The following is a 22,188-nucleotide window of genomic DNA, read 5'->3' as shown; positions in this document are numbered from 1 at the left end:
GCGCAGCAATCACTAGCAGTAGGCCATATGTCATAAGCTTAGCAAGACACATAACTAAACCGCTAGATTTTGAGGGAGAAAAGGGCTTAAAGAGCGAGCTCTATCACCATTTCTTTAAGTTCGTCTTTTGAAATAGAATTAGTATGGTCTTTATCAAAGCGGTTAAAGATGGTTTCACACATGCGAATGCCTTTATCTTGTAATAACACATCGATTAGCTCAACAAATTCGCTACGATTAATAACGCCATCCTTATCTTCATCAAACACTTCAAATAACTCATCTACCCATTGGTTTAATTCCATCAAACGTCTCCAATACTGATATAAAAAACTCTATACCTAAACCATATCTGGAAATGACGCATTTGGGAATGGTAAATGTTAAAAATTTTATTTCAATTTGCCAAATAAAAAGGATTACTAACAATTGCTTGCTCATAATTCTTCATTTTAATAGGGGAGTTGACCAAGAAGTTGTATATTTTTTGATTTTTATTCAATGGCTTGAGTTAGATTTAAATTATTTTTAATTTTTTGTGTAATAAATCAATTGAGTTCAAGACTAAGTAGGGGAGATTTAAAAAGGAAGCTTAATATGAAAATAATGTGGAAAGCGCTGTTCACTGTTACTTTGTTATCAGTATCAGCCGCTAGTTCGGCAGAAAATAGCAACTTAACCATAGAAAATTGCCATTTAGGTGAGATTCGCTCACAAGTTAAATGTGGCAAGTTAGTTGTGCCAGAGAATTATCAACAGCACGATGGTGCGAAAATATCTATTAACTTTGCTGTGCTACCAGCAATTGATAATAGTGAATATAAAACGCCGCTAATGTTTTTGGCTGGTGGGCCTGGTCAAGCAGCGGTTGAGCTAGCAACTGGCTTAAATCGTATTTTTAGTGAAGTGAGAAAAACTCGCGATATTATTTTGGTCGATCAACGAGGTACGGGCGAAAGTAGCGCTTTATCTTGTGATTTAGAGGATGAAGAAAGTGTTTATGCAGTAATAGCATCAGAGATCAACGAACAAGATGTTAAAAACTGCATTGCCCAGTTTAAAGGCGATATAAGCCAGTTTAATTCTGAAAATGCCATACGAGACTTTGATGAGGTGCGTAAAGCCTTAGGCCATAAAAAAGTCAATATTTATGGTGGCTCTTATGGAACGCGAGCTGGCCTTGTTTACATGCGCATGTTTCCTGAGTCACTTGATACTGCCGTATTAGACAGCGTAGGCCCAATCGAAGTACCTATTGGTATGTTTGGTCAAAGTGGCGCACGTTCATTTAGATTACTATTGGAAAACTGTCAAAAGAGTGAGTCTTGTCATCAAGCCTTTCCTAATCTAGCGCAAGAATTTCAAGCGGTAAAAGCGCGTTTAGCGAAAGAGCCAGTAACAATTGATATTCAACATCCTCGTTTAGGTACACCGAGCAAATTTGTCTTAGATGAAGTTAAGTTTACCGGTAATTTGCGTTTTCAGCTGTATGGTGTAGAAGGGCGCTCTATGGTGCCTTTAGTTATCCACCAAGCCTATTTAGGTAACTATCAACCTTTAATTGGTTTGATTGCGCGCACTGAAGGAGAGCAAATCGTTTATACCGGCTTGCTATTCAATATTGTTTGTAATGAAGATATACCAAGGGTTAGTGAGCAAATGCGTCAAGCGGATGCTGATAATAATTTTGATGGTAAAACCAGCCACCTTGCCTGGGATGTTATTTGTCCATTATTCCCTAGCTATCGTCCAAGTCAGGAGTTCTATCAAAGCGTAACAGCCAATGTACCAACGCTTATATTATCCGGCGATTTAGACCCAGTAACACCGCCAAGTAATGGTGATTATTCGGCTAAAACGTTGCCTAATAGCCATCATATTGTTGTTAAAAATGCTTCCCATACTGTCGCTATGAGTACCTGTGCTAGCGATATTATTAATGAGTTTTTAACCAGTCGCGATCCTAAAGCACTCGATGAGTCATGTCTTGATGATGTGCCAGAAGAGAGTTTTATGACCAGTGTAAACGGTATTCAATAAAGTTAAGGAAAATAAAAATGATAGAAGTAAATAATTTACATAAAAGCTTTGTTGATAAAAAGAACACAGTTAAAGCACTTGATGGTTTATCTTTTACCGCCAAAGATGGCGAAATTACCGGGATTTTAGGGCCAAATGGCGCTGGTAAAACTACCTGTTTACGTACGCTTTACGGCTTACTTTCTGCTGATGAAGGCTATGCGACTATTGATGGTATTAAAGTGACTGAAAACCCATTGGCAGCACGAGCAAACTTAGGCATTTTTCCTGATAAGTTTGGTTTATATGAAAGATTAACTGCTTATGAACAAATAGATTATTTTGCCAGTATACATGGTATGACAGGCGCGAGTAAGAAGGCGGCAATTGAGCAGGTGATCAAAGATTTAGACTTAGAAGATTTAGCGCACCGTAAAACCGTTGGTTTTTCTCAAGGTCAACGTATGAAGGTGACTTTAGCGCAATCTTTAGTGCATCAACCACAGAACTTTGTGCTTGACGAGCCAACTCGCGGTTTAGATGTTATGAGCACCCGCATACTTCGAAATCACTTGGCAAAATTCAAAGCCAAAGGTCACTGTATTTTATTTTCGTCGCATGTAATGCAGGAAGTTGCCGCCTTGTGTGATCGCGTGATTATTGTTGCTAATGGCAAGCTTGCAGCACAAGGCACACCAGCAGAGCTGTGTGAATTAGCAGGCGAAACTCACCTAGAAGAAGCATTTGTCAAATTAATTGGCTCAGACGAAGGAGTAGCAGCGTAATGAATCAGTTTAAAGCATTACTGTTAAAGGAATACAAAGAAGCCTTTCGTGATAAACGCGCTTTAATGGTGGCCTTAATGATGGCGTTTATGGCGCCAATAATGATAGTGGTTATGTCAAAAATAATCATAGAAAAGGCGGTTGACCAACCACCCGTGTATATTAAGTTTACTGGCAGTGAATATGCGCCTAAGTTAATTGAGCACTTTAAAAAAGAAAACTTACTTAGTTTTGCTGATGTGCCTGAAAAAGATAAAGCAATATGGGATGAGCGTAACATTGTTATTAATATCCCAGATAGTTATGCCAAAGACATGGCTGATGGCAAACCAATTAAAGTTTTCCTTCAGGCTGACTTTAACGATAAGGCGGTAGGGCCACCGGTAAGACGCATTAATGGGGCGGTTCGCGACTTCTCTTTATCCATAGGTTACAAGCGTTTATTACTGCGCGGTGTTGATGTGCGTTTATTAAACCCTGTTAAATTGGTAGAGCAAGATACCGCTAAACCTGACGCTACATTCATACTTATTTCCATGCTAATGGGCGTTTATATGATGATGGCGGCCTTTATGTCGGGTTTATCGGTAGCAATCGATTCAAGTGCGGGTGAGCGAGAGCGTAATGTACTGGAAATGCTACTGTGTCAGCCAGTAAGCACTTTGAAAATTGTACTAGCTAAGCTATGTAGTGCCTCAACAATATCCTTTATCGGTGTTCTTTTGGTTATCGTGTTAACCACTATTTCCGTTGGCTTTGTTGATTTAACCAAAGTTGGCGCCACCTTTAGTTTAGATATTGTTAAAGCATCAACTTTATTGATGTTGTTATTGCCAATTTGTTTCTTTGCTTCGGCTTGTCAGTTGTTTTTAGCTTTTCAAACCAAGAGTTTTAAAGAAGCACAATCGACCGTCAATATGATTATTGCCATTCCAGCCTTTGTGCCATTTGCACTGATGATGATGGATGACAGACCACAATGGCTAGATTGGACCCCAATAGCCGGGCAATCTTTAATCATTGAAGATATTTTTAAAGGTGTTGAGGTCAATTGGTTAGCTATGTTAGCAACAAGCGGTGTCACCATTGCGGTTACCGTTGCTTTAGTGCTGGCGGTTGCTAACAAGTTGAAATCTGAGAAAGTGGTTATGGCGCTAAGCTAGGCGTGTTTATACGCCTGAAAAATAAATATGAATTGCCAAGTACTATTATGTTAAATTCTCAGCAAACAAGAATATCAGCATTTTGTGCCACTGGTGTTGGTGCAAGTAAAGTTGAAAGCAAGGATAGTGGTTTGGATCATCAAATCGTATTTACCCAGTGGATGACGGAGCATGAAAACTTGCTTCGTCATATCATTACCGGCTTTGAAGCAAAGCCGGCTATACAGGATGAACTTTTTCAAGAAATTGCCCTGAACATTTGGCGGGCGCTACCTAAGTTTCGCCAAGATGCCAGCGTAAAAACCTTTGTTGCTCGTATAGCTCATAATGTATTAGCCACTCATGTGGCGAAATCAGTGAAGTCAATTAAGGTCACTCAAGATTTATCACAATTGAACCAAGATGCAGAGCAAGACTGCCCGCTTTCGACACCCTACCAGCAACTGAATAAAGTTCAGCGACAACAACGCCTTGCTGCCTGTATTCGCCAACTAAGCTTAGAGCAACAGCAAGTGATAACACTTGCGCTAGAAGGCATGAGTTATCAGGAAATTGCCCAAGTACTTGATATTACAACGAACTTAGTTGGTGTTCGCTTAAAGCGAGCTAAGACAGCATTAATGCAACGTTTGGAGGCGATATGAGCCAAGAACAGCAACCTGAACAAAATGATAAAAAAGCACTTTCAGCGGAGCAAGAAGAATTGAGTCCATTAGATGATACTTGGGCAGAGCTAAGCCAAGATTGGCAAAGTCAAGCTGTGCCTAAAACTGATATTGCCGCACTGGTTAAGCAGACTAAGCGTCGTACTCAAGGGGCGAAATTGTGTTTTGCTCTTAATATTATTGTCACGCTAGGCTTATTAATCTTTTTCTTATTTGGTGTATGGCAAGGCAAGCTAGGCGAACCCGTAAATACCTATGTGGGTGGTGGCGCATTTTTGTCGATCATTTTTGTCTATTTAGAAACTAAAGTCCGTTTAGCTACGTGGCGACAGTTGTGCGATAGCCCTGAAAAAGCGATAGACAATGCGATTTTATCCTGTCAGTCGTCTATTAAGTATATGGTGATAACGAAACTGTCATTTATTCCCTTTTTAGCCTTAGTAAACTGGTTTGTTTATACCGTTAGCAAGGTAGAAAATAAAGATATGCTAACTGGTTTTATTTATGTGAATGGCTTTATGTTGCTTATGTACGTGTTTGTTGATTACCTGCACAGAAAACGTAAGAAGCAGTATAAACAACTTGTCGATTCTATTTCAGAATTAAAGTCAGGTTAACTCATTGTTGTCGAATTAAATTTCGGCTTTAAGCTTTTTCTTTGTTTTTTACTTGTTGTCTTTCTGTTTTTTCTTCGGTATATTGATTCAAAGCGAAATTTGATCTGGTATGTGAAAATTTCCACCGAATAAAACACCAAAAATTTGGCATAAATCATTGCTAAATGAGCTAAAGTAGCCTGTTTTTATCATGTACAAAACGGCTGCTTTCAGGCAAAATACGCCGCATTAATTTTTGGGATAATCTCTTAACCGTTCTTGCCAATGGCAGACTACTTGAGGAAAAAACATGTTTACTCGTGATATGAATATTGCTGACTTTGATGCTGAGTTATATCAAGCAATGACAAATGAAGTTGAGCGTCAAGAAGAGCATATTGAATTAATTGCTTCAGAAAACTACTGTAGCCCGCGTGTACTTGAAGCACAAGGATCGCAATTAACTAACAAATACGCTGAAGGTTACCCTGGTAAGCGTTACTATGGTGGTTGTGAGTACGTAGATGTAGCTGAGCAATTAGCCATTGATCGTGCAAAAGAATTATTTGGCGCAACCTATGCCAATGTTCAGCCTCATGCTGGTTCTCAAGCAAATGCTGCTGTTTTCCAAGCACTAGTTACGCCAGGCGGTAAAGTATTAGGTATGAGCTTAGCTCATGGTGGTCACTTAACTCATGGTTCACATGTTAACTTTTCTGGTAAGTCATACGAAGCAATTCAATACGGTTTACACCCTGAAACAGGTGACATTGACTATGAAGAGTTAGAGCGTTTAGCAGAAGAGCATAAGCCTGAAATGATCATTGGTGGTTTCTCAGCATTCTCTGGTATTGTTGATTGGGCTCGTATGCGTAAGATTGCTGATAAAGTTGGCGCTTACTTTATGGTTGATATGGCTCACGTTGCCGGTTTAATTGCTGCGGGTCTTTACCCTAACCCTGTACCACATGCGCACGTGGTTACCACAACGACGCATAAAACATTAGCTGGCCCACGTGGTGGTTTAATTGTTTCTGGCTGTGATGATGAAGAGATTTACAAGAAGTTAAACTCGGCAGTATTCCCAGGTGGTCAAGGTGGTCCTTTAATGCACATTATCGCTGCTAAAGCGGTTGCATTTAAAGAAGCGTTAGCACCAGAGTTTAAGGTTTACCAAGAAAAAGTATTAGAAAATGCTAAAGCTATGGTAGCGGTACTTCAAGAGCGTGGTTATAAAGTTGTATCAAACGGTACAGAGAACCACTTATTACTTCTTGATTTAATCGATAAAGATATCACAGGTAAAGATGCTGATGCTGCACTTGGTCGCGCGCACATTACTGTGAACAAAAACTCAGTACCAAATGATCCACGTTCACCATTCGTTACTTCAGGTTTACGTTTAGGTACGCCAGCAATCACTCGTCGTGGTTTTGGTGTTGAAGAAACTCAAGCGTTAACTGGCTGGATTTGTGACATCTTAGATGACTTAGATAACGAAGAAGTAAATGCTCGTGTTCAAGGTCAAGTTAAAGAGCTTTGTGCTCGCTTCCCTGTTTATAAATAACAGTAATGCACAGTTAACTTGTTAAGTTAATGGTTAAAAGGTCGCTATTTAGCGGCCTTTTTTGTTAATGACACTTTAAGACCTGGTACAGCTTATGAAAAAAATAATGACCTTTAGTATACTTTCCCTTATCGCCTACTTACTGTTTTGGCCGGTAGAAATCTCGCCTGTTGCTTGGCAAGCACCAATCAACAAAGGCTATCAAGGAAGCTTTGCACAGAACGAATATTTAAGTGCAATTGAAACCATTGATTTGGCAGGCAGTGAAGGGCCAGAGGCCATCGCTTTGTCGGCAAATGGTTTAGTGTATTTTTCCTTACTTAATGGCGATATTAAGTTTTTAGATGCACAAGGAAAAGTACAGCATTTTGCCAACACAGCGGGTCGCCCATTAGGTATCGCCTTTAATCAACAAGGAGAGCTTATTGTTGCAGATGCTTTTCGCGGCTTACTTAAGGTTAATCAAGCGGGCGAAGTAACAGAGCTCGTGACAAGGGTTGATGGTATCGCGGTTAATTATGCCAATGATTTAGATATAGCCGATGATGGTAAAATTTACTTTTCTGATGCCAGTACTAAATTTCATGCAAAAAAATACGGCACCTATCAAGCAAGCTTACTGGATATTAATGAGCATGCTGGCAACGGTAGGTTGCTAGTGTTTGATCCTGTTACAGGGAAGGCAAAAACGCTAGCTAAAGGGTTTAACTTTGCTAATGGTGTTGCTTTAAGCCATGATCAAAATTGGCTGCTATTAAATGAAACAGGTAGTTATCGGCTATTAAGAATTGGTATTACAGCAGATAATTATCAACAGCAAAGTGTCTTGATTGATAACTTACCCTCTTTTCCTGATAACCTAAGTCGTGGTATCAGTGATATAGATAACTCACTCTATTGGTTAGGTTTAGTAAGCCCAAGAAGTGCCATTTTAGATAAAGTTTCCAACTCGCCGTTTTTACGTAAAGTGATTCAACGTTTACCTTTAGCCATTAGACCGAAAGCAAAACCTTATGGTCATGTGATTGCGATAAATGATCACGGGGAAGTTATCTACAACTTACAAGATCCAAGTAAAAAGTACGGCTACAATACCGGCGCCTTGATTAAAGGTGATACCCTTTATGTTAGTAGCTTACATGAAAAAACACTTGGGAAGCTGGCTAACTTTAGCAAAATCCCCCGTCAGCAAAAATAATTAAGCTATCTAGTTAAGAACTTTAGCTTAATGCTGCATTTTCGATTAAAATGCTTGGCTGAAAATTATCTTAATTTTAAATCAGAGGTAAGGTATGTATTGTCCTTTTTGCTCAGCACTGGAAACAAAAGTAATTGATTCACGTTTAGTGTCTGATGGACATCAAGTAAGACGTCGCCGTGAATGCTTGGCATGCCATGAGCGTTACACAACCTTTGAAAGTGCAGAGCTTGTTATGCCGCGCATTATTAAACGCGATGGTACGCGCGAGCCATTTAATGAAGAAAAAATGGCCAGCGGTTTAACTCGCGCTTTAGAAAAACGCCCTGTCAGTACCGAACAGGTAGAGTTAGCGATTAATAAGCTAAAGTCACAAATGCGTGCCACTGGCGAACGTGAACTGACCAGCGAAATGCTAGGTAATTTGATTATGGCGCAACTTAAAGAGCTAGATAAGGTGGCTTACTTGCGCTTCGCTTCAGTTTATTTATCTTTTGAAGATATCAGTGAATTTGCTGATGAGATTGCTCGTTTGGGCAGTGAAAAAAATGGTAAAGATAAAAAGATTAGTAAAAAGCTTGCTCAAGGTAATTAGCGCGTGCCAACAGTAAAGCAAGCAAGTAGTCAGTTTACACTCGATGATCATAAATATATGGCCTTGGCTATTGAGCTTGCCAAAAAAGGTCATTACACCACGTCACCCAACCCTAGAGTCGGTTGTGTTTTAGTTAACAATAATCAAATTATTGGCCAAGGTTTTCATGCTAAAGCGGGCTTAGCTCATGCCGAAGTCAATGCCTTAGCTGAAGCTAAAAAGCATTATCCTGAGCTTATTCAAGGTGCTACAGCTTATGTTACCTTAGAGCCATGCAGCCATACCGGGCGAACACCACCCTGTGCCCAAAAACTTATTGATGCTAAGGTTGCTCGTGTCGTTTCTGCTATGGTTGACCCAAACCCTAAGGTGTCTGGTCGAGGCTTAAAAATGTTATCGGATCAAGGCATAGTTGCGCAATCTGGTCTGTTAGCAGCAGAGGCTAGTTTGTTAAATGTCGGTTTTATTAAACGCATGACAGTAAAAGTGCCTTACGTTCGTTGTAAGCTTGCCGCCAGTTTAGATGGTAAAACGGCAATGCAAAGTGGTGAAAGTAAGTGGATAACTGCAAATGAAGCCAGAGAAGATGTACAAAGGTTAAGAGCGCAGAGCTGCGCTGTTATAGCCGGTGCTGATTCTGTATTATTTGATAATGCCAAAATGAACCTTCGTTGGTCGCAATTAGGTTATTTAGCAAAAACCTATCCTGAAAATAAATTAAGACAGCCACTTAGGGTAATCATTGATAGCCAGCACCGACTAACTCCATCGCTTGAGTTATTTAAGCAAGAGTCACCTATATTAATCGTACAAACTTTTGCTGAAACGCACCTTGAAAACCAACAGCAATGGCCTCATTTTGTTGAGCATATTCAGGTAAAAGCAACATACGACAACAAGGTATGTTTACGTGAATTGCTTGCTGTGCTTGCCAAGCGTGAAATTAATGAAGTACTCATTGAGTCAGGTGCAAAATTAGCCGGCGCTTTTATTGAGCAAGATTTAGTGGATGAGCTAATACTGTATCAAGCAGGTAAACTCATTGGTGGTGATGGCAAAAACCTAGTAGAAATGCCGAGCATTCAATCACTTTCGCAAGCAAAGCAATTAAAAATCAATGATGTTCGCATGCTAGGACGTGATATTAAAATTACCGCAAAATTTGAAAGAGAATAATATGTTTACTGGAATTATTGAAGCTGTTGGTAAAATTAAAGCGATAAATATCAATAGTCAAGGCGCACGCATAGTTATCGCGACAGATAGCTTAGATATGAGCGATGTTAACTTAGGTGACTCTATTGCTACCAATGGTATTTGTTTGACCGTTGTAGAGTATGATTCAGCAAGCTTTAGCGCTGATGTTTCCAATGAAACATTAAAAAGAACAGGTTTTGCTAATTATCAGGTAGGTAGCAAGGTTAATCTTGAAAAAGCCATGTTGGCGAGCACGCGTTTTGGCGGCCACATGGTCTCAGGGCATGTTGACGGTATTTCACAAGTGTTATCTATTCAAAACAATGGCAACAGTATCGAATACTGGCTCTCTATGCCAAAAGAATTAGCACATTACATTGCTGAAAAAGGCTCTGTCACCATAGACGGTACTAGTCTGACTGTAAACGCCTTGCGAGATGATAGTTTCCGCTTGACCATAGTGCCACATACGGTGAAAGAAACTATTTTTGCGCAATACCAAGTAGGTACTAAGGTTAACTTAGAGGTTGATCTGATTGCTCGCTACCTTGAGAGATTATTGCAAGGTAATTCTCATAACGAGAATGAGCAAGCGCAGAGTAAATCAGGTGTTGATGAAGCCTTACTACAGCAAGCAGGTTTTATTAAACGATAATTTGGCGTTAAGCCAGCAATAATAACTATTGATTGCTCGTTGATAGCAGTCGTATTCAATTAAATTAACAGCAGCAGCTAAGGTTAAGAGGCTCAAATGAATTTAAATACCCCACAAGAAATAATCGACGATATCGCATTAGGTAAAATGGTTATTTTAATGGATGATGAAGACAGAGAAAATGAAGGTGACTTCATTATGGCTGCTGAAAAAGTTACCCCAGAAGCGATAAACTTTATGGCAACCCATGGTCGTGGCTTAATTTGTATGCCAATGAGCCGCGAAAAGTGTGAAACGTTAAAATTACCTCTAATGGTAGATAAAAACGATGCCCAGTTTAGCACTAACTTTACCGTGTCAATTGAAGCTGCTAGCGGTGTTACTACCGGTATTTCTGCTGCTGATCGTGCTACTACTGTGCTTGCTGCAGCGGCAAAAGATGCTAGCCATTTAGATATTGTACAGCCGGGTCATATTTTCCCTTTGATTGCTAAAGATGGCGGCGTACTAAACCGCGCGGGTCATACTGAAGCAGGTGTTGATATTGCCCGTATGGCAGGCTTAGAGCCAGCAGCCGTTATCGTTGAAATTCTTAATGAAGATGGCACTATGGCGCGTCGCCCTGATTTAGAATTAATTGCGCAAAAGCATGATATTAAAATGGGTACCATTGCTGATTTAATTGAATATCGTAATGCCAATGAAACCACAATTGAGCGAATTTCTCAGTGTAAGTTGCCAACAGCATTCGGTGATTTTGAATTAACTGTTTTTAAAGATACTATCGACGGTCAAGCGCATTTTGCTTTATCAAAAGGCGAGATTAAGGCAGACGAGCCGACCTTAGTACGTGTTCATTTAGAAAATACCTTTAGAGATTTATTGTTTAGCCAACGTGAAAGCGTGGCGACATGGCCAATTGCTGATGCTTTAGAGAAAATCGGTCAAGAGGGTGGTGTACTGGTACTTCTTGGTAAACATGAATCGCCGAATGAACTGATTAACTTGGTTGAGAAATACGCAAAAATTGATGCCGGTGAAACAGTGAAAGAGATTAAACGTCATATTGGCTCACGCAATGTTGGCGTTGGCTCACAAATTCTGGCTAATTTAGGTGTTAGTAAAATGCGCTTATTAAGCTCGCAAACTAAGTATCACTCATTATCTGGTTTTGGTTTAGAAGTGGTTGAGTATATTGCTGATTAATGCAGCTAAGTGAAGCTTACATTCCTTGCCAGCTTCGCGAATATTTAACTTCCTTAAAATGCGCTGTTAGCGCATTTTTCTTATTTTAAGTTGCCAAAATATCGACTAACGCAACAACACGTTTATTTGCTTGTCAGACAATACTAGGGTGTGTTGACTTTTGTTTAATAATTCAGCTGAGAGATAAAATCCCTTTAATCAAGGCAAAAGTTGCGTAGTTTAGCTGGCTAAATCAGCTGCTTTTAACGCAGAGTAAAGGGATTTTAGCCTCAGCCCAAAGGGCAATGGCTATTTTTAACACTAGCGGCATTAGTACTCGTTTATTTGGAACAACCAAACTACGCTCATACTGCTTTGCTATTGATAAAAATTGCTCATTGCTGAAAATATCAACAAAGGTCAATACGCCCTATTACTCACAATTTTTATGGAGTTACCATGTTTTCTTTACCTCGCCTTTTTCCCAAGACCTTGCTTATATTGGTGTCTACCTTACTACTGGTCGCTTGCTCAGAGCCAGAATTAGATACTAAGGCTACTCAGCAGCCGGTAGAGCAAAGCGAATCGCCTGTGCTTGCTGTTTATAAAGATCCTAATTGTGGTTGTTGTCAGAAGTGGATAAAGCACATAAATGAGCAAGGCTTACAATCTAAGGTGTATGACAGCCAAAGCATGGGGCAGTTTAAGCAAGACAAGGGCATTGCGCCACAATACCGCTCTTGTCATACCGGCGTATCAAATGAAGGTTATGTCTTTGAAGGTCACGTACCGGCTAAGTTTATTCTGAAATTCCTTGAAGAAAAACCTCAAGATGCTATTGGTCTTTCCGTACCTGCTATGCCAATTGGTACGCCAGGTATGGAAATGGGCGATAAATTTATGCCTTATCATGTCTTGTTGTTAAAAGCTGATGGTAGTAACGAAATCTACGCTAAAATTGATAATTATCAGGCGCAATTTTAGTTCGGCTGAGATGTTTTTTTCGCGACAATAAGGTAGGCTTGATAACTCAAATAATAATACATCTGTTTTAGGTTGCTACAATGAAGTTTGCTCTTACATCCCTATCTATCGCTTTAGCTATTACACTTTCTGGCTGTGCCAATTCACCAGATTCAGTAGAAAAATCAGCTACAAGCCCATTAACGGTTGAAGAGTTAAGAATTGCCAAAGCAGAGCAAGCAATGCCCAAAGTAATCGATGGTTTTTCATGGCGTGCTTTTAAGCAAAGCTGGCCTAAACAAACTGACTTTTATTTAGCAAAACGTCTGGTTAGTCAGTTAGGTGAGCGTCTTTGGCAGTTTAATAAACAGCAAGTGCAATCAGGGCAACTTGTTGATGATAGACCGCTATACTGGACTCGCTTGGCAATTAGCGCTTTTATGAAAGAACATGCGAATCAATTATCAACTAGTGAGCGTAATGCACTTATTGAAGTGTTAGAAGAAACTTCACGCGGCAGAACTGAGTTAGTTTATGCCAAAGCAGCCGATAAGCAAATTTTGCTCACTGGTTTTGATCCGTTTTTGCTTGATCGTAATATAAGCCAAAGCAACCCATCAGGTTTGGCCGCTTTGCAGTTAGATGGTGTGGTTATTGAAGTTCAAGGTAAAAATGGCCCGATTACCGCTGAGATAAATACCGCTATGATCCCAGTACGTTATCAAGATTTTGAAGATGGAGAAGTCGAATCATTACTTGCACCCTTTTACGCAACTGAAGGGGTGGATTTAATTGCCACGATTTCTATGGGTCGAAGTGACTTTGATCTTGAGCACTTCCCCGGTTTAAGGCGCAGTGCTAAAGCACCCGATAATCTTAATGTTTACACGGGCGCTAGCAAAACAAACCCTATAGTACCTAAACTTAGTGGTGCGCCATTATCAGAGCAGGAGTTTGTCGAATTTAGCTTACCTTATCAGGCTATGCAAAAAGCCACGGGTCGTTATCAGATAAATGATAATAGGGAAGTGACTTCGCTGAGCAAAACTCTTTCAGCCAATAGTCTAGAAGAGCTACAAGGTCATACCGCCGTAGAAGGTGGCGGTGGTGGCTACTTATCGAATGAGATTTCTTATCGCAGTATATTACTAGGCAATAAACTTGGCTCTGATATCCCGACAGGTCATATACATACGCCGAGAATTAGTGAGTTTGATGATAAAACCAATCAAGATATTATTAAGCAAATTCAAGCCATGCTAGAGCAAGCCGTGCTGACGTTATAGTGTCGGCTTTGCTTAAAATATAGGTAAAATGCAGACAACAAAAAAGCGAAGAGGTAAACCATCTTCGCTTTTTATTTACACTAAAAGTGTAAGTAGATTATAAAGCAGTTACGTTTTCTGCTTCAGGGCCTTTTTGACCTTGTTTTACACTGAACGATACTGATTGACCGTCAGCTAAGGTGCGGAAACCGTCACCTGTGATAGCACTGAAGTGAACAAACACGTCAGGACCATTTTCTTGCTCAATAAAACCAAAACCTTTAGTTTCGTTAAAAAATTTAACTTTACCAGTAACTGTATCTGACATACCAACATTTTCCCGTAGTCATAATTAAAAATTTGATCATCATCTATTAAAACAATAGATAATTAGTGATCCTTGTACCCGAGTAAATGCCCTCTACCATAAGTAGTACAGGAAGAGGAAGGAAACAAACTATATTCGACACACACAAATTTAGTCTGCATTGCCTAAATCCGTCTGTTAAGAATATTCAAGTACATCAGAAGTACCTGATAAACCTACAACAAAAGTTAGTATTAAACCTTCATCTGCAACGCAAGAACTCAACGCAAAATCTAGTCTAGCACAAGTATTTTTAATATGCTTTATAAAATATTGGAATAGTTCAATATTTATTTGATGTAAATTGTATTTTTTTGAAATGAGTTACTTGAGAGAAAGTACCGTCAGAAAAAGTCATTATTTTTCTGACGGTTAATGGTTGTAGAGGTCAGAGCTGTTAAAGTGCGGCTATTTGCTCTTTTTGCTCTAACATCTTGCTAAGTGCGGTTTCTGCCTCTAAAAGCTTAGCTTTTTCCTTTTCAATAACAGCAGCAGGTGCTTTGCCAACGAAGTTTTCATTGCCTAATTTACCACGTACTTTACCTGCTTCTTTAGTTAATTTATCAATGGCTTTATCTAAGCGAGCAAGCTCAGCTTCTTTATCAATTAAACCAGCCATAGGAATTAATAATGATAATTCGCCAATAACCGCTGATGCTGATGCCGGGCCTTGGTCGTCATCTGCCAGTACTTCAATGCTTTCTAGTTTCGCTAAGGCACTTAGGAACTGTTCGTTGTCGCTTAAGCGGCGCTTATCTTCCTCAGAAACATTCTTAAGTAACACAGGTAAAGGCTTGCTTGGTGCTATGTCCATTTCACCACGAATATTACGAATAGCGATAATAAATTGCTTAACCCACTCTAAATCATCAATGGCTTTTTGATCACACTTGCTGGCATCAAACTCAGGGAAAGCTTGCGTCATAATAGAGTCGCCATTTTTAGCAAAACTCGTTAACGGTTGTACTTTCTGCCAAATGGTTTCCGTAATAAATGGCATGATTGGGTGCATTAAGCGCAATAAGCTTTCTAAGATATTTACTAAAGTATGACGGGTAGCACGTTGTTGTGCTTCATTCCCCTTAAATAACACTGGCTTAGTAAGCTCTAGGTACCAGTCACAGAATTGGTTCCAAGTGAACTCATATAAAGCTTGTGATGCTAAGTCAAAGCGGTATGAATCAAAGGCTTCGTGTACTGTTTTCACGGTTTGCTCAAACTGACCTATAATCCAACGATCGGCAAGCGAGTACTCCATTTCACCGCCATTTGCGCCACAATCATGCTCTTCTGTGTTCATGGTAACGTAACGGCTAGCATTCCATAGTTTATTGGTAAAGTTACGGTAACCTTCTAAACGTTTCATATCCCAGCTAATATCACGGCCTGTGGTAGCTACTGAGGTTAAGGTGAAACGTAAAGCATCAGTACCGTGCGCCTCAATACCATTAGGGAATTCTTTTTTAGTTAGCTTAGTAATCTTCTTCGCTAACTGCGGCTGCATCATATTACCCGTACGTTTTTCTAGTAAATCATCAAGAGAAATACCATCAATCATATCGAGCGGATCAATAACATTACCTTTTGATTTACTCATCTTATCGCCATTTTCATCGCGAATTAGACCTGTTACGTACACTTTCTTAAATGGTACTTGTCCTTTGCCATTTTCATCTTTGTTAAAGTGCAAGGTCATCATGATCATTCTAGCTACCCAGAAGAAAATAATGTCAAAACCTGTTACTAATACATCGGTAGGGTGGAAAGTTTTTAAATCATCGGTATCTTTTGGCCAGCCTAAGGTCGAGAAGGTCCAAAGCGCTGATGAGAACCAAGTATCTAGTACATCATCATCTTGTGTTAGTGCTATATCATCCGCTAGGTTATTGTTTGCGCGTACTTCAGCTTCGCTGCGACCAACGTATACTTTACCACTGGCATCATACCAAGCTGGAATTCTATGGCCCCACCATAATTGACGTGAAATACACCAATCTTGAATATCACGCATCCAAGCAAAGTACATGTTTTCATATTGCTTAGGAACAAACTCAATATCACCGTCTTCAACTGCGGCAATAGCAGGTTTTGCTAACTTCTCAACACGTACATACCATTGGTCAGTTAAAAGTGGCTCAATAATAACGCCTGAGCGGTCACCGTATGGCGCAACTAAATCATGATCTTTTACTTCAACCAGTAAGCCTAGCTCTTCAAATTTAGCAACAATGGCTTTACGGGCAACAAAGCGATCAAGGCCAGCGAACTCACTTGGCAGCTCAGTGCTGTAATCATCTGAAGGCTCACCTTTGTTATTGTACACCTCAGCTGTTGCAAGTACGGCGGCATCTTTATCTAAGATATTAATTAACGGTAGGTTGTGACGTTTACCTACTTCATTATCGTTAAAGTCATGGGCTGGGGTGATTTTTACACAGCCTGTGCCTTTTTCCATATCAGCGTGTTCATCACCGACAATTGGAATTAAGCGATTAACAAGCGGTAATAATACTTGCTTGCCAATTAAATCTTTATAACGAGGATCTTCTGGGTTAACGGCAACACCCGTATCACCAAGCATAGTTTCTGGGCGCGTCGTGGCAACCACTAAATAATCTTTACCTTCTGCGGTTTTTTCACCATTCGCTAATGGGTAGCGTAGGTGCCACATGTGGCCTTTTTTATCTTTGTTTTCTACTTCTAAGTCTGAAATAGCGGTGTGGAATTTAGGATCCCAGTTAACTAAACGTTTACCGCGATAAATCAAATCATCTTCAAATAAGCGCACAAATACTTCTTGTACCGCTTCAGACATACCGTCATCCATAGTGAAGCGTTCGCGCGACCAATCAATTGAGTTACCTAAGCGGCGCATTTGCTTGCCAATAGTGCCGCCTGATTGTTCTTTCCACTCCCAGATTTTATCGATAAAACCTTCACGACCGTAATCGTGACGAGTTTTCTCTTCTTCCGCAGCAATCTTACGCTCTACTACCATTTGTGTAGCAATACCGGCATGATCGCAACCTGTTTGCCATAAGGTATTTTTACCTTGCATACGTTGGTAACGGATTAAAGTATCCATAATGGTTTGCTGAAAAGCGTGACCCATATGCAAACTACCGGTGACATTAGGTGGTGGAATAGCAATGCTGTAGCTATCGCCATGCCCTGTCGGGCTAAAGTAGCCTTGGCTTTCCCAGCTTTGGTAAAGTGATTGTTCAATATCGGTCGGGTTAAACGTTTTTTCCATCTCAGTGTCCGGTAATTATCTATACTATTAACCAGTTAATAGGCAGTCTATTGGCTGTTAACTGTTTTCTACTATCGCTTGGCTTTCTACATGAAAACCCCATTGGCGACAGGTTTTAAATCTTTCTCTTGCCTGTTGCTTTAATGTGCTGTCAGTTGGCACAAAATCAACAATAAAATTAAATCGATTGGCAAAATTAGGCATGTCTTTGCTTAAGTTTATCAATACTGAGCGCCTTGACGTTGGTGCTTGATAACTTATTTCTACAGGACTGCCTTGTTTTGGCCCTTCACCTGCAAGGTTATGGGGCACAAAGCTGTCAGTATCAAACGCCCACAGTACTTCATCAACATTTTCAGCATGGTCTTTATCCTGACAAAAGATAAAAACTTTATGGCCTTGGCGATAAAAGTAACTTGCTTGTATACAGGCTTGCTGTATCTCTGAGCTCATGTTGGTATCTGTACTTTCTGCTTTATTTTCAGGAAGTACATAAAACATCACTTGCGTTTGCATAAATTTGCTCGTGTTTTGTCATAAACTGCAAAATGCAGTGCTATATATTGCTCGCACTGCATTTTTTATCAGTTTTTATTCGCCTTGCTCTGCGCCGCTTTTATTTAACATAAATTGCGTTAGCATGCTTACTGGACGGCCAGTTGCGCCTTTAGTTTTACCGCCACTGCGCCATGCTGTACCAGCAATATCAAGGTGTGCCCAATGATACTTTTTCGCAAAACGCGACAAGAAACATGCTGCAGTAATAGTGCCTGCTTCTTTACCACCTAAGTTGGTAAAGTCGGCAAATGGGCTTTCAAGCTGCTCTTGATAATCTTCCCATAACGGCATGCGCCATGCTCTATCACCACTTTGCTCAGATGCATTTAATAGCTCGTGCGCGAGTGGGTTATGGTTACTTAACAAACCTGAAGCATGTGCGCCTAAAGCAACAACACAAGCACCTGTTAAGGTGGCTACATCAACGACGGCTTCTGGCTCAAAACGCTCTACGTAAGTTAAGGCATCACATAAAACGAGACGACCTTCAGCATCGGTATTTAATACTTCAACTGTTTGTCCTGACATAGTCGTTAAAATATCACCTGGACGATAAGCACGACTACTTGGCATATTTTCACAACCTGCCAAGACACCAATAACATTGATAGGTAGGTCTAGTTCAGCTAATGCGTGCATAGCACCAAGTACACCAGCAGCACCGCCCATGTCGTACTTCATTTCATCCATGCCTGCGCCTGGCTTTAATGAAATACCACCACTGTCAAAGGTTAAACCTTTACCAACAAATACTAGCGGCTTGCTATCATCACCTGCACCATCATATTTGATGATACTCATGATTGATTCATTATCTGAGCCGCGACCAACGGCAAGGTATGAACCCATGCCTAATTCTTCCATTTCAGCTTCACCTACTATGGTGGTGCTTACTTTGTCGTAATCATCAGCTAAGATCTTTGCTTGCTCTGCTAGGTAAGCAGGGTTACAAATGTTTGGCGGCATGTTAGCAACATTCTTACAAGTATTGATACCTTCAGAAATAGCGAGGGCATGCGCGATTGCACGCTCACCAATAGGTAACTCACGGCGCGTTGGTACGTTAAATACAATTTTACGTAGTGGGCGACGTGGCTCTGCCTTGCGGGTTTTTAAGCTATCAAAGCTGTATAAACCATCTTGTGTAGCTTCAACTGCTTGGCGAACTTTCCAATAAGTATCACGGCCTTTAACATGAAGCTCTGATAAGAAACATACCGCTTCCATAGAGCCTGTTTCGTTTAAGGTATTAATGGTTTTATTGATGATTTGACGATATTGACGTTCATCTAATTCGCGCTCTTTACCACAACCGACTAACAATACGCGCTCACTTAAAATATTAGGCACGTGGTGTAATAAAAGCATTTGGCCTGACTTACCTTCTAAGTCGCCTTTGCGTAATAGGTTACTGATATAACCTTCACTAATTTCATCTAATTGCTCAGCTGTGCCGCTTAAACGGCGAGGTTCAAATACGCCAACGACAATACAAGCGCTGCGTTGTTTTTCGGGACTACCGCTTTTTACACTGAACTCCATGGGCTTTCCTTTTTACATTGTATTTTGTCTAGTTTTACTGGAAAAATAATCGGCAATTTTATTCATCACTAGTTAACTGATGAAATTGCGCTTATGATACTTAACAGTAAAAAATTATTTTATCTGCGCTTATAACTGCATATATATTGCGCAACAAAGTTAATTCGTTACAAATTAATTTACGTTAACTTACTAGATTCTTACTAAAAATAAGTAAAAAATAGCTTTGTTGACTATCCAATCGATATCTCTCGGAGCTATAATTATAGCCGCATTTATCAATTGTTCTTAGTTGGTGACTATATAGTTTACTTATGAAAACGGCAAGTTTACTTAAAAATTGCCTATATGTCAGAAAAAAACTAAGTTTTTATGGGATCTTTTTGTGATCATTTTTCGATATTTATTAAAAGAAGTCGCCAAAACACAACTCGCGGTGTTTTTTGTCTTAATGACTATCTTTATCAGCCAAAAATTTGTTCGTGTTTTAGGTGATGCTTCAGAAGGTAGCATACCAGGACAAATGGTGATGACCTTTATCGCACTTAAAGTTCCAGACCTTGCTGGCATGATGTTACCTTTGAGTTTATTTTTAGGGGTTTTGCTCGCCTATGGCCGTATTTATGCCGACAGTGAAATGACGGTGTTACATGCCTGTGGTGTCAGTGAGTGGTATGTGGTGCGGGTCACTTTAGTGCTGGCGTTTATTACCGCCATTTTTACCGGCATATTCACCTTGTATTTAGCGCCCATGGCATCAGAATATCAATATCGAGTCAAAGAAGAACTCGCCGCTGACTCTGGCTTAAGCGCGCTGGTTGCCGGACGTTTTCAGCAAACGGGTAATAAAGATGCGGTAGTGTTTATTCATGATAAAAGCCGTAAAGATAATAGCTTTAACAAGGTGTTTGTTGCCCAGTTGCCAGATGAAAACAGCGTTGGTGACAGTATTATCAACTCAAGTCTTGTTTATGCTCACAATGGGCAAGTATTCGAAGATGAGTCAGGCTCACAACGATTAGTGTTAGGGGATGGGATTCGTTATCACAGTGATGCTGAAAATGGTGAATTTCAATCGGTTGCCTTTGATAAGTACTATATCGAAATTAAAGACCAAGCAGTTGAACATCAGTATCGAAAATTATCAGCTCTGCCAACCAGTAAGTTATTTGAAGAGGTCGAGCCTGAGCTGTTTGCCCAATATCGCGCCACCATTCAATGGCGTGTTGCCTTTCCACTTGCCTGCATTATTTTAACTTTTATTGCCGTACCACTGAGTGTGGTAAACCCAAGGCAAGGTAAATTTGCCAAGATGTTGCCCGCTTTAATGTTATTTTTAGGTTATTTTTTACTGCTTACGGCCATGCGTTCCGGCGTTGAGAAGCAAGCTATCCCTAGTTATATTGGTATGTGGCCTGTGCATATTAGCGCTTTGTTTATGGGGGTAACCCTGTTGATGCGAGAGCGCACCAGTGGTCGTAAGATCAAGGCTAAGCTGCCAAAATTAAGACGAAATAAAGCACATGCAAATCAAGGTAAGGCCTCTTAAATGCGTATTTTAGATTTTTATATTGGCCGAGTTATCGCCTCGACAACATTTTTAACGCTGGCTGTGTTTGTTAGTGTCAGTGGCATTATTAAATTTGTTGAGCAAATGCGTGCTGTTGGCCGCGGTAATTATGATCTCTCTCATGCGGCATTATATGTTTTTTATGCCATACCGCGTGATGTTGAAGTGTTTTTTCCTATGTCGGCGCTGATAGGCGGTTTAATAGGTATAGGTATGCTGGCTAGTAATAGTGAACTTGTGGTTATGCAGGCAGCCGGTTTATCTCGATTAGATATTATTAAATCGGTTATGAAAACCGCTATTTTACTGATATTTGTTAGCATGGCTGTTGGTGAATGGGCCGCGCCTAATGGCGAAGCTAAGGCACGTGAAATACGCGCACAAGCAATTTCTGGAGGAAGCCTTATCTCTGCCAAAAATGGCGTTTGGGCTAAAGACGGCGACTATTTTGTTAATATTGGTGAAGTGCTTGATGGTGAATTAAAGAAGGTACAAATATATCGCTTTAATGACCAGCTTAAACTTGATAGTTGGTTATCGGCACAAAGTGCTACATATCAAGGTGGAGCATGGTTACTTCATGACATTGTTGATACGCAAATTTCAGCAAAAAATATAACAACACGTAAAGCTTCTGAGCAGCTTTGGCAGTCCTCATTAACGCCGAAAAAACTGGGTGTGGTAACGGTAACGCCTGAGTCTTTATCTGTTAGAGGCTTAGTCGATTATTTAGATTATTTAGAAGCTAATCAACAAGATCCAAGCCGATATCAATTAGCTTTTTGGCGTAAATTAATGCAGCCATTAACTGTGGCGGTTATGTTATTGGTTGCGCTTTCCTTTGTCTTTGGTCCGCTGCGCTCAGTATCTATGGGCGCGCGCATTATGATGGGGGTTTTCACGGGTATTCTATTCTTTATTTGCAACGAAGTACTTGGCTCAATTAGTTTAGTGTTCGAACTACCACCGATTTTAGGGGCGATATTGCCCAGTATTATTTTTGTTAGTACTGCCTGGTACTTTATGCAAAAGAAAATGACTTAGT

General features: G+C 40.2%; 20 protein-coding genes. 15 read left to right on the top strand and 5 right to left on the bottom strand.

The window, feature by feature from the left end:
* Window positions 1-86 precede the first annotated feature (86 nt).
* Window positions 87-305 (bottom strand): EF-hand domain-containing protein, encoded by a 219-nt coding sequence (locus EMK97_RS07535; protein WP_130600886.1) that lies wholly within the window; start codon window positions 303-305, stop codon window positions 87-89.
* 292 nt (window positions 306-597) lie between these two features.
* On the opposite strand from EMK97_RS07535, the gene EMK97_RS07530 reads away from it, so the two are divergent.
* The 13 genes from EMK97_RS07530 (at window position 598) to EMK97_RS07470 (ending at window position 13,874) form a co-directional block, all read left to right on the top strand.
* Window positions 598-2,040: an alpha/beta fold hydrolase gene (locus tag EMK97_RS07530; RefSeq protein WP_130600884.1), complete on the top strand. Its 1,443-nt coding sequence runs from the start codon at window positions 598-600 to the stop codon at window positions 2,038-2,040.
* 17 nt (window positions 2,041-2,057) lie between these two features.
* Window positions 2,058-2,804 (top strand): ABC transporter ATP-binding protein, encoded by a 747-nt coding sequence (locus tag EMK97_RS07525; protein ID WP_130600882.1) that lies wholly within the window; start codon window positions 2,058-2,060, stop codon window positions 2,802-2,804.
* A complete protein-coding gene (locus tag EMK97_RS07520) occupies window positions 2,804-3,967 on the top strand; it encodes an ABC transporter permease (RefSeq protein WP_130600880.1) in 1,164 nt (387 codons plus the stop codon). Before EMK97_RS07525 ends, EMK97_RS07520 begins: the two co-directional genes overlap by 1 nt.
* Before the next feature lie 47 nt (window positions 3,968-4,014).
* Window positions 4,015-4,611: an RNA polymerase sigma factor gene (locus tag EMK97_RS07515; protein WP_130600878.1), complete on the top strand. Its 597-nt coding sequence runs from the start codon at window positions 4,015-4,017 to the stop codon at window positions 4,609-4,611.
* A complete protein-coding gene (locus EMK97_RS07510; RefSeq protein ID WP_130600876.1) occupies window positions 4,608-5,249 on the top strand; it encodes a hypothetical protein in 642 nt (213 codons plus the stop codon). Before EMK97_RS07515 ends, EMK97_RS07510 begins: the two co-directional genes overlap by 4 nt.
* Before the next feature lie 289 nt (window positions 5,250-5,538).
* Window positions 5,539-6,795, top strand: a complete 1,257-nt coding sequence (glyA, locus tag EMK97_RS07505; RefSeq protein ID WP_130600874.1) for a serine hydroxymethyltransferase — start codon at window positions 5,539-5,541, stop codon at window positions 6,793-6,795.
* Window positions 6,796-6,889: 94 nt separating this feature from the next.
* Window positions 6,890-7,993: an SMP-30/gluconolactonase/LRE family protein gene (locus tag EMK97_RS07500; protein WP_130600872.1), complete on the top strand. Its 1,104-nt coding sequence runs from the start codon at window positions 6,890-6,892 to the stop codon at window positions 7,991-7,993.
* Between the two features lie 94 nt (window positions 7,994-8,087).
* The gene (gene nrdR / locus EMK97_RS07495; RefSeq protein WP_130600870.1) at window positions 8,088-8,588 is read left to right on the top strand and encodes a transcriptional regulator NrdR; all 501 of its coding nucleotides are present in this window, start codon (window positions 8,088-8,090) and stop codon (window positions 8,586-8,588) included.
* A gap of 57 nt (window positions 8,589-8,645) precedes the next feature.
* Window positions 8,646-9,764 (top strand): bifunctional diaminohydroxyphosphoribosylaminopyrimidine deaminase/5-amino-6-(5-phosphoribosylamino)uracil reductase RibD, encoded by a 1,119-nt coding sequence (gene ribD / locus EMK97_RS07490; protein ID WP_130604416.1) that lies wholly within the window; start codon window positions 8,646-8,648, stop codon window positions 9,762-9,764.
* Window position 9,765: 1 nt separating this feature from the next.
* Window positions 9,766-10,440: a riboflavin synthase gene (locus tag EMK97_RS07485; protein ID WP_130600868.1), complete on the top strand. Its 675-nt coding sequence runs from the start codon at window positions 9,766-9,768 to the stop codon at window positions 10,438-10,440.
* Window positions 10,441-10,536: 96 nt separating this feature from the next.
* Complete coding sequence (gene ribBA, locus EMK97_RS07480; protein ID WP_130600866.1) at window positions 10,537-11,646, top strand: bifunctional 3,4-dihydroxy-2-butanone-4-phosphate synthase/GTP cyclohydrolase II; 1,110 nt, start codon at window positions 10,537-10,539, stop codon at window positions 11,644-11,646.
* Window positions 11,647-12,084: 438 nt separating this feature from the next.
* Window positions 12,085-12,609 (top strand): DUF411 domain-containing protein, encoded by a 525-nt coding sequence (locus EMK97_RS07475; protein WP_130600864.1) that lies wholly within the window; start codon window positions 12,085-12,087, stop codon window positions 12,607-12,609.
* Window positions 12,610-12,689: 80 nt separating this feature from the next.
* The gene (locus EMK97_RS07470) at window positions 12,690-13,874 is read left to right on the top strand and encodes a hypothetical protein (protein WP_246028905.1); all 1,185 of its coding nucleotides are present in this window, start codon (window positions 12,690-12,692) and stop codon (window positions 13,872-13,874) included.
* A gap of 97 nt (window positions 13,875-13,971) precedes the next feature.
* Here EMK97_RS07470 and EMK97_RS07465 read toward each other — a convergent pair whose 3' ends face one another.
* From EMK97_RS07465 to pepA, 4 genes are all read right to left on the bottom strand, one after another.
* Window positions 13,972-14,181: a cold-shock protein gene (locus EMK97_RS07465; RefSeq protein WP_118958254.1), complete on the bottom strand. Its 210-nt coding sequence runs from the start codon at window positions 14,179-14,181 to the stop codon at window positions 13,972-13,974.
* Window positions 14,182-14,617: 436 nt separating this feature from the next.
* Window positions 14,618-17,473, bottom strand: a complete 2,856-nt coding sequence (locus EMK97_RS07460) for a valine--tRNA ligase (protein WP_130600862.1) — start codon at window positions 17,471-17,473, stop codon at window positions 14,618-14,620.
* Between the two features lie 57 nt (window positions 17,474-17,530).
* Entirely contained in the window at window positions 17,531-17,989 is a 459-nt protein-coding gene (locus tag EMK97_RS07455; protein WP_130600860.1) for a DNA polymerase III subunit chi, read from the bottom strand.
* A 75-nt stretch (window positions 17,990-18,064) separates the two neighbouring features.
* Complete coding sequence (gene pepA / locus EMK97_RS07450; protein ID WP_130600858.1) at window positions 18,065-19,573, bottom strand: leucyl aminopeptidase; 1,509 nt, start codon at window positions 19,571-19,573, stop codon at window positions 18,065-18,067.
* A gap of 385 nt (window positions 19,574-19,958) precedes the next feature.
* On the opposite strand from pepA, the gene lptF reads away from it, so the two are divergent.
* Together lptF and lptG are read left to right on the top strand one after the other, a co-directional pair.
* Window positions 19,959-21,122, top strand: coding sequence for an LPS export ABC transporter permease LptF (gene lptF / locus EMK97_RS07445; protein WP_130600856.1), 1,164 nt, complete (start codon window positions 19,959-19,961; stop codon window positions 21,120-21,122).
* Complete coding sequence (gene lptG, locus EMK97_RS07440; RefSeq protein ID WP_130600854.1) at window positions 21,123-22,187, top strand: LPS export ABC transporter permease LptG; 1,065 nt, start codon at window positions 21,123-21,125, stop codon at window positions 22,185-22,187.
* The last annotated feature ends 1 nt before the right edge of the window (window position 22,188 follow it).

Origin of the sequence: Litorilituus sediminis (genome assembly GCF_004295665.1) — a bacterium.
GTDB classification, from domain to species: domain Bacteria; phylum Pseudomonadota; class Gammaproteobacteria; order Enterobacterales; family Alteromonadaceae; genus Colwellia; species Colwellia sediminis.
This window is presented reverse-complemented; position numbering and strand designations above follow the sequence as displayed.

What these genes read in the sequence shown, in the direction of transcription:
- EMK97_RS07510 (WP_130600876.1), top strand. Translation starts at nt 4,608, where the DNA reads ATGAGCCAAGAACAGCAACCTGAACAAAATGATAAAAAAGCACTTTCA.
- glyA (WP_130600874.1), top strand. Translation starts at nt 5,539, where the DNA reads ATGTTTACTCGTGATATGAATATTGCTGACTTTGATGCTGAGTTATAT.
- ribD (WP_130604416.1), top strand. Translation starts at nt 8,646, where the DNA reads ATGGCCTTGGCTATTGAGCTTGCCAAAAAAGGTCATTACACCACGTCA.
- EMK97_RS07500 (WP_130600872.1), top strand. Translation starts at nt 6,890, where the DNA reads ATGAAAAAAATAATGACCTTTAGTATACTTTCCCTTATCGCCTACTTA.
- EMK97_RS07465 (WP_118958254.1), bottom strand. Translation starts at nt 14,181, where the DNA reads ATGTCAGATACAGTTACTGGTAAAGTTAAATTTTTTAACGAAACTAAA.
- EMK97_RS07525 (WP_130600882.1), top strand. Translation starts at nt 2,058, where the DNA reads ATGATAGAAGTAAATAATTTACATAAAAGCTTTGTTGATAAAAAGAAC.
- EMK97_RS07530 (WP_130600884.1), top strand. Translation starts at nt 598, where the DNA reads ATGAAAATAATGTGGAAAGCGCTGTTCACTGTTACTTTGTTATCAGTA.
- EMK97_RS07455 (WP_130600860.1), bottom strand. Translation starts at nt 17,989, where the DNA reads ATGCAAACGCAAGTGATGTTTTATGTACTTCCTGAAAATAAAGCAGAA.
- EMK97_RS07515 (WP_130600878.1), top strand. Translation starts at nt 4,015, where the DNA reads ATGTTAAATTCTCAGCAAACAAGAATATCAGCATTTTGTGCCACTGGT.
- nrdR (WP_130600870.1), top strand. Translation starts at nt 8,088, where the DNA reads ATGTATTGTCCTTTTTGCTCAGCACTGGAAACAAAAGTAATTGATTCA.
- EMK97_RS07520 (WP_130600880.1), top strand. Translation starts at nt 2,804, where the DNA reads ATGAATCAGTTTAAAGCATTACTGTTAAAGGAATACAAAGAAGCCTTT.
- EMK97_RS07460 (WP_130600862.1), bottom strand. Translation starts at nt 17,473, where the DNA reads ATGGAAAAAACGTTTAACCCGACCGATATTGAACAATCACTTTACCAA.
- lptG (WP_130600854.1), top strand. Translation starts at nt 21,123, where the DNA reads ATGCGTATTTTAGATTTTTATATTGGCCGAGTTATCGCCTCGACAACA.
- pepA (WP_130600858.1), bottom strand. Translation starts at nt 19,573, where the DNA reads ATGGAGTTCAGTGTAAAAAGCGGTAGTCCCGAAAAACAACGCAGCGCT.
- EMK97_RS07485 (WP_130600868.1), top strand. Translation starts at nt 9,766, where the DNA reads ATGTTTACTGGAATTATTGAAGCTGTTGGTAAAATTAAAGCGATAAAT.
- EMK97_RS07475 (WP_130600864.1), top strand. Translation starts at nt 12,085, where the DNA reads ATGTTTTCTTTACCTCGCCTTTTTCCCAAGACCTTGCTTATATTGGTG.
- EMK97_RS07470 (WP_246028905.1), top strand. Translation starts at nt 12,690, where the DNA reads ATGAAGTTTGCTCTTACATCCCTATCTATCGCTTTAGCTATTACACTT.
- EMK97_RS07535 (WP_130600886.1), bottom strand. Translation starts at nt 305, where the DNA reads ATGGAATTAAACCAATGGGTAGATGAGTTATTTGAAGTGTTTGATGAA.
- ribBA (WP_130600866.1), top strand. Translation starts at nt 10,537, where the DNA reads ATGAATTTAAATACCCCACAAGAAATAATCGACGATATCGCATTAGGT.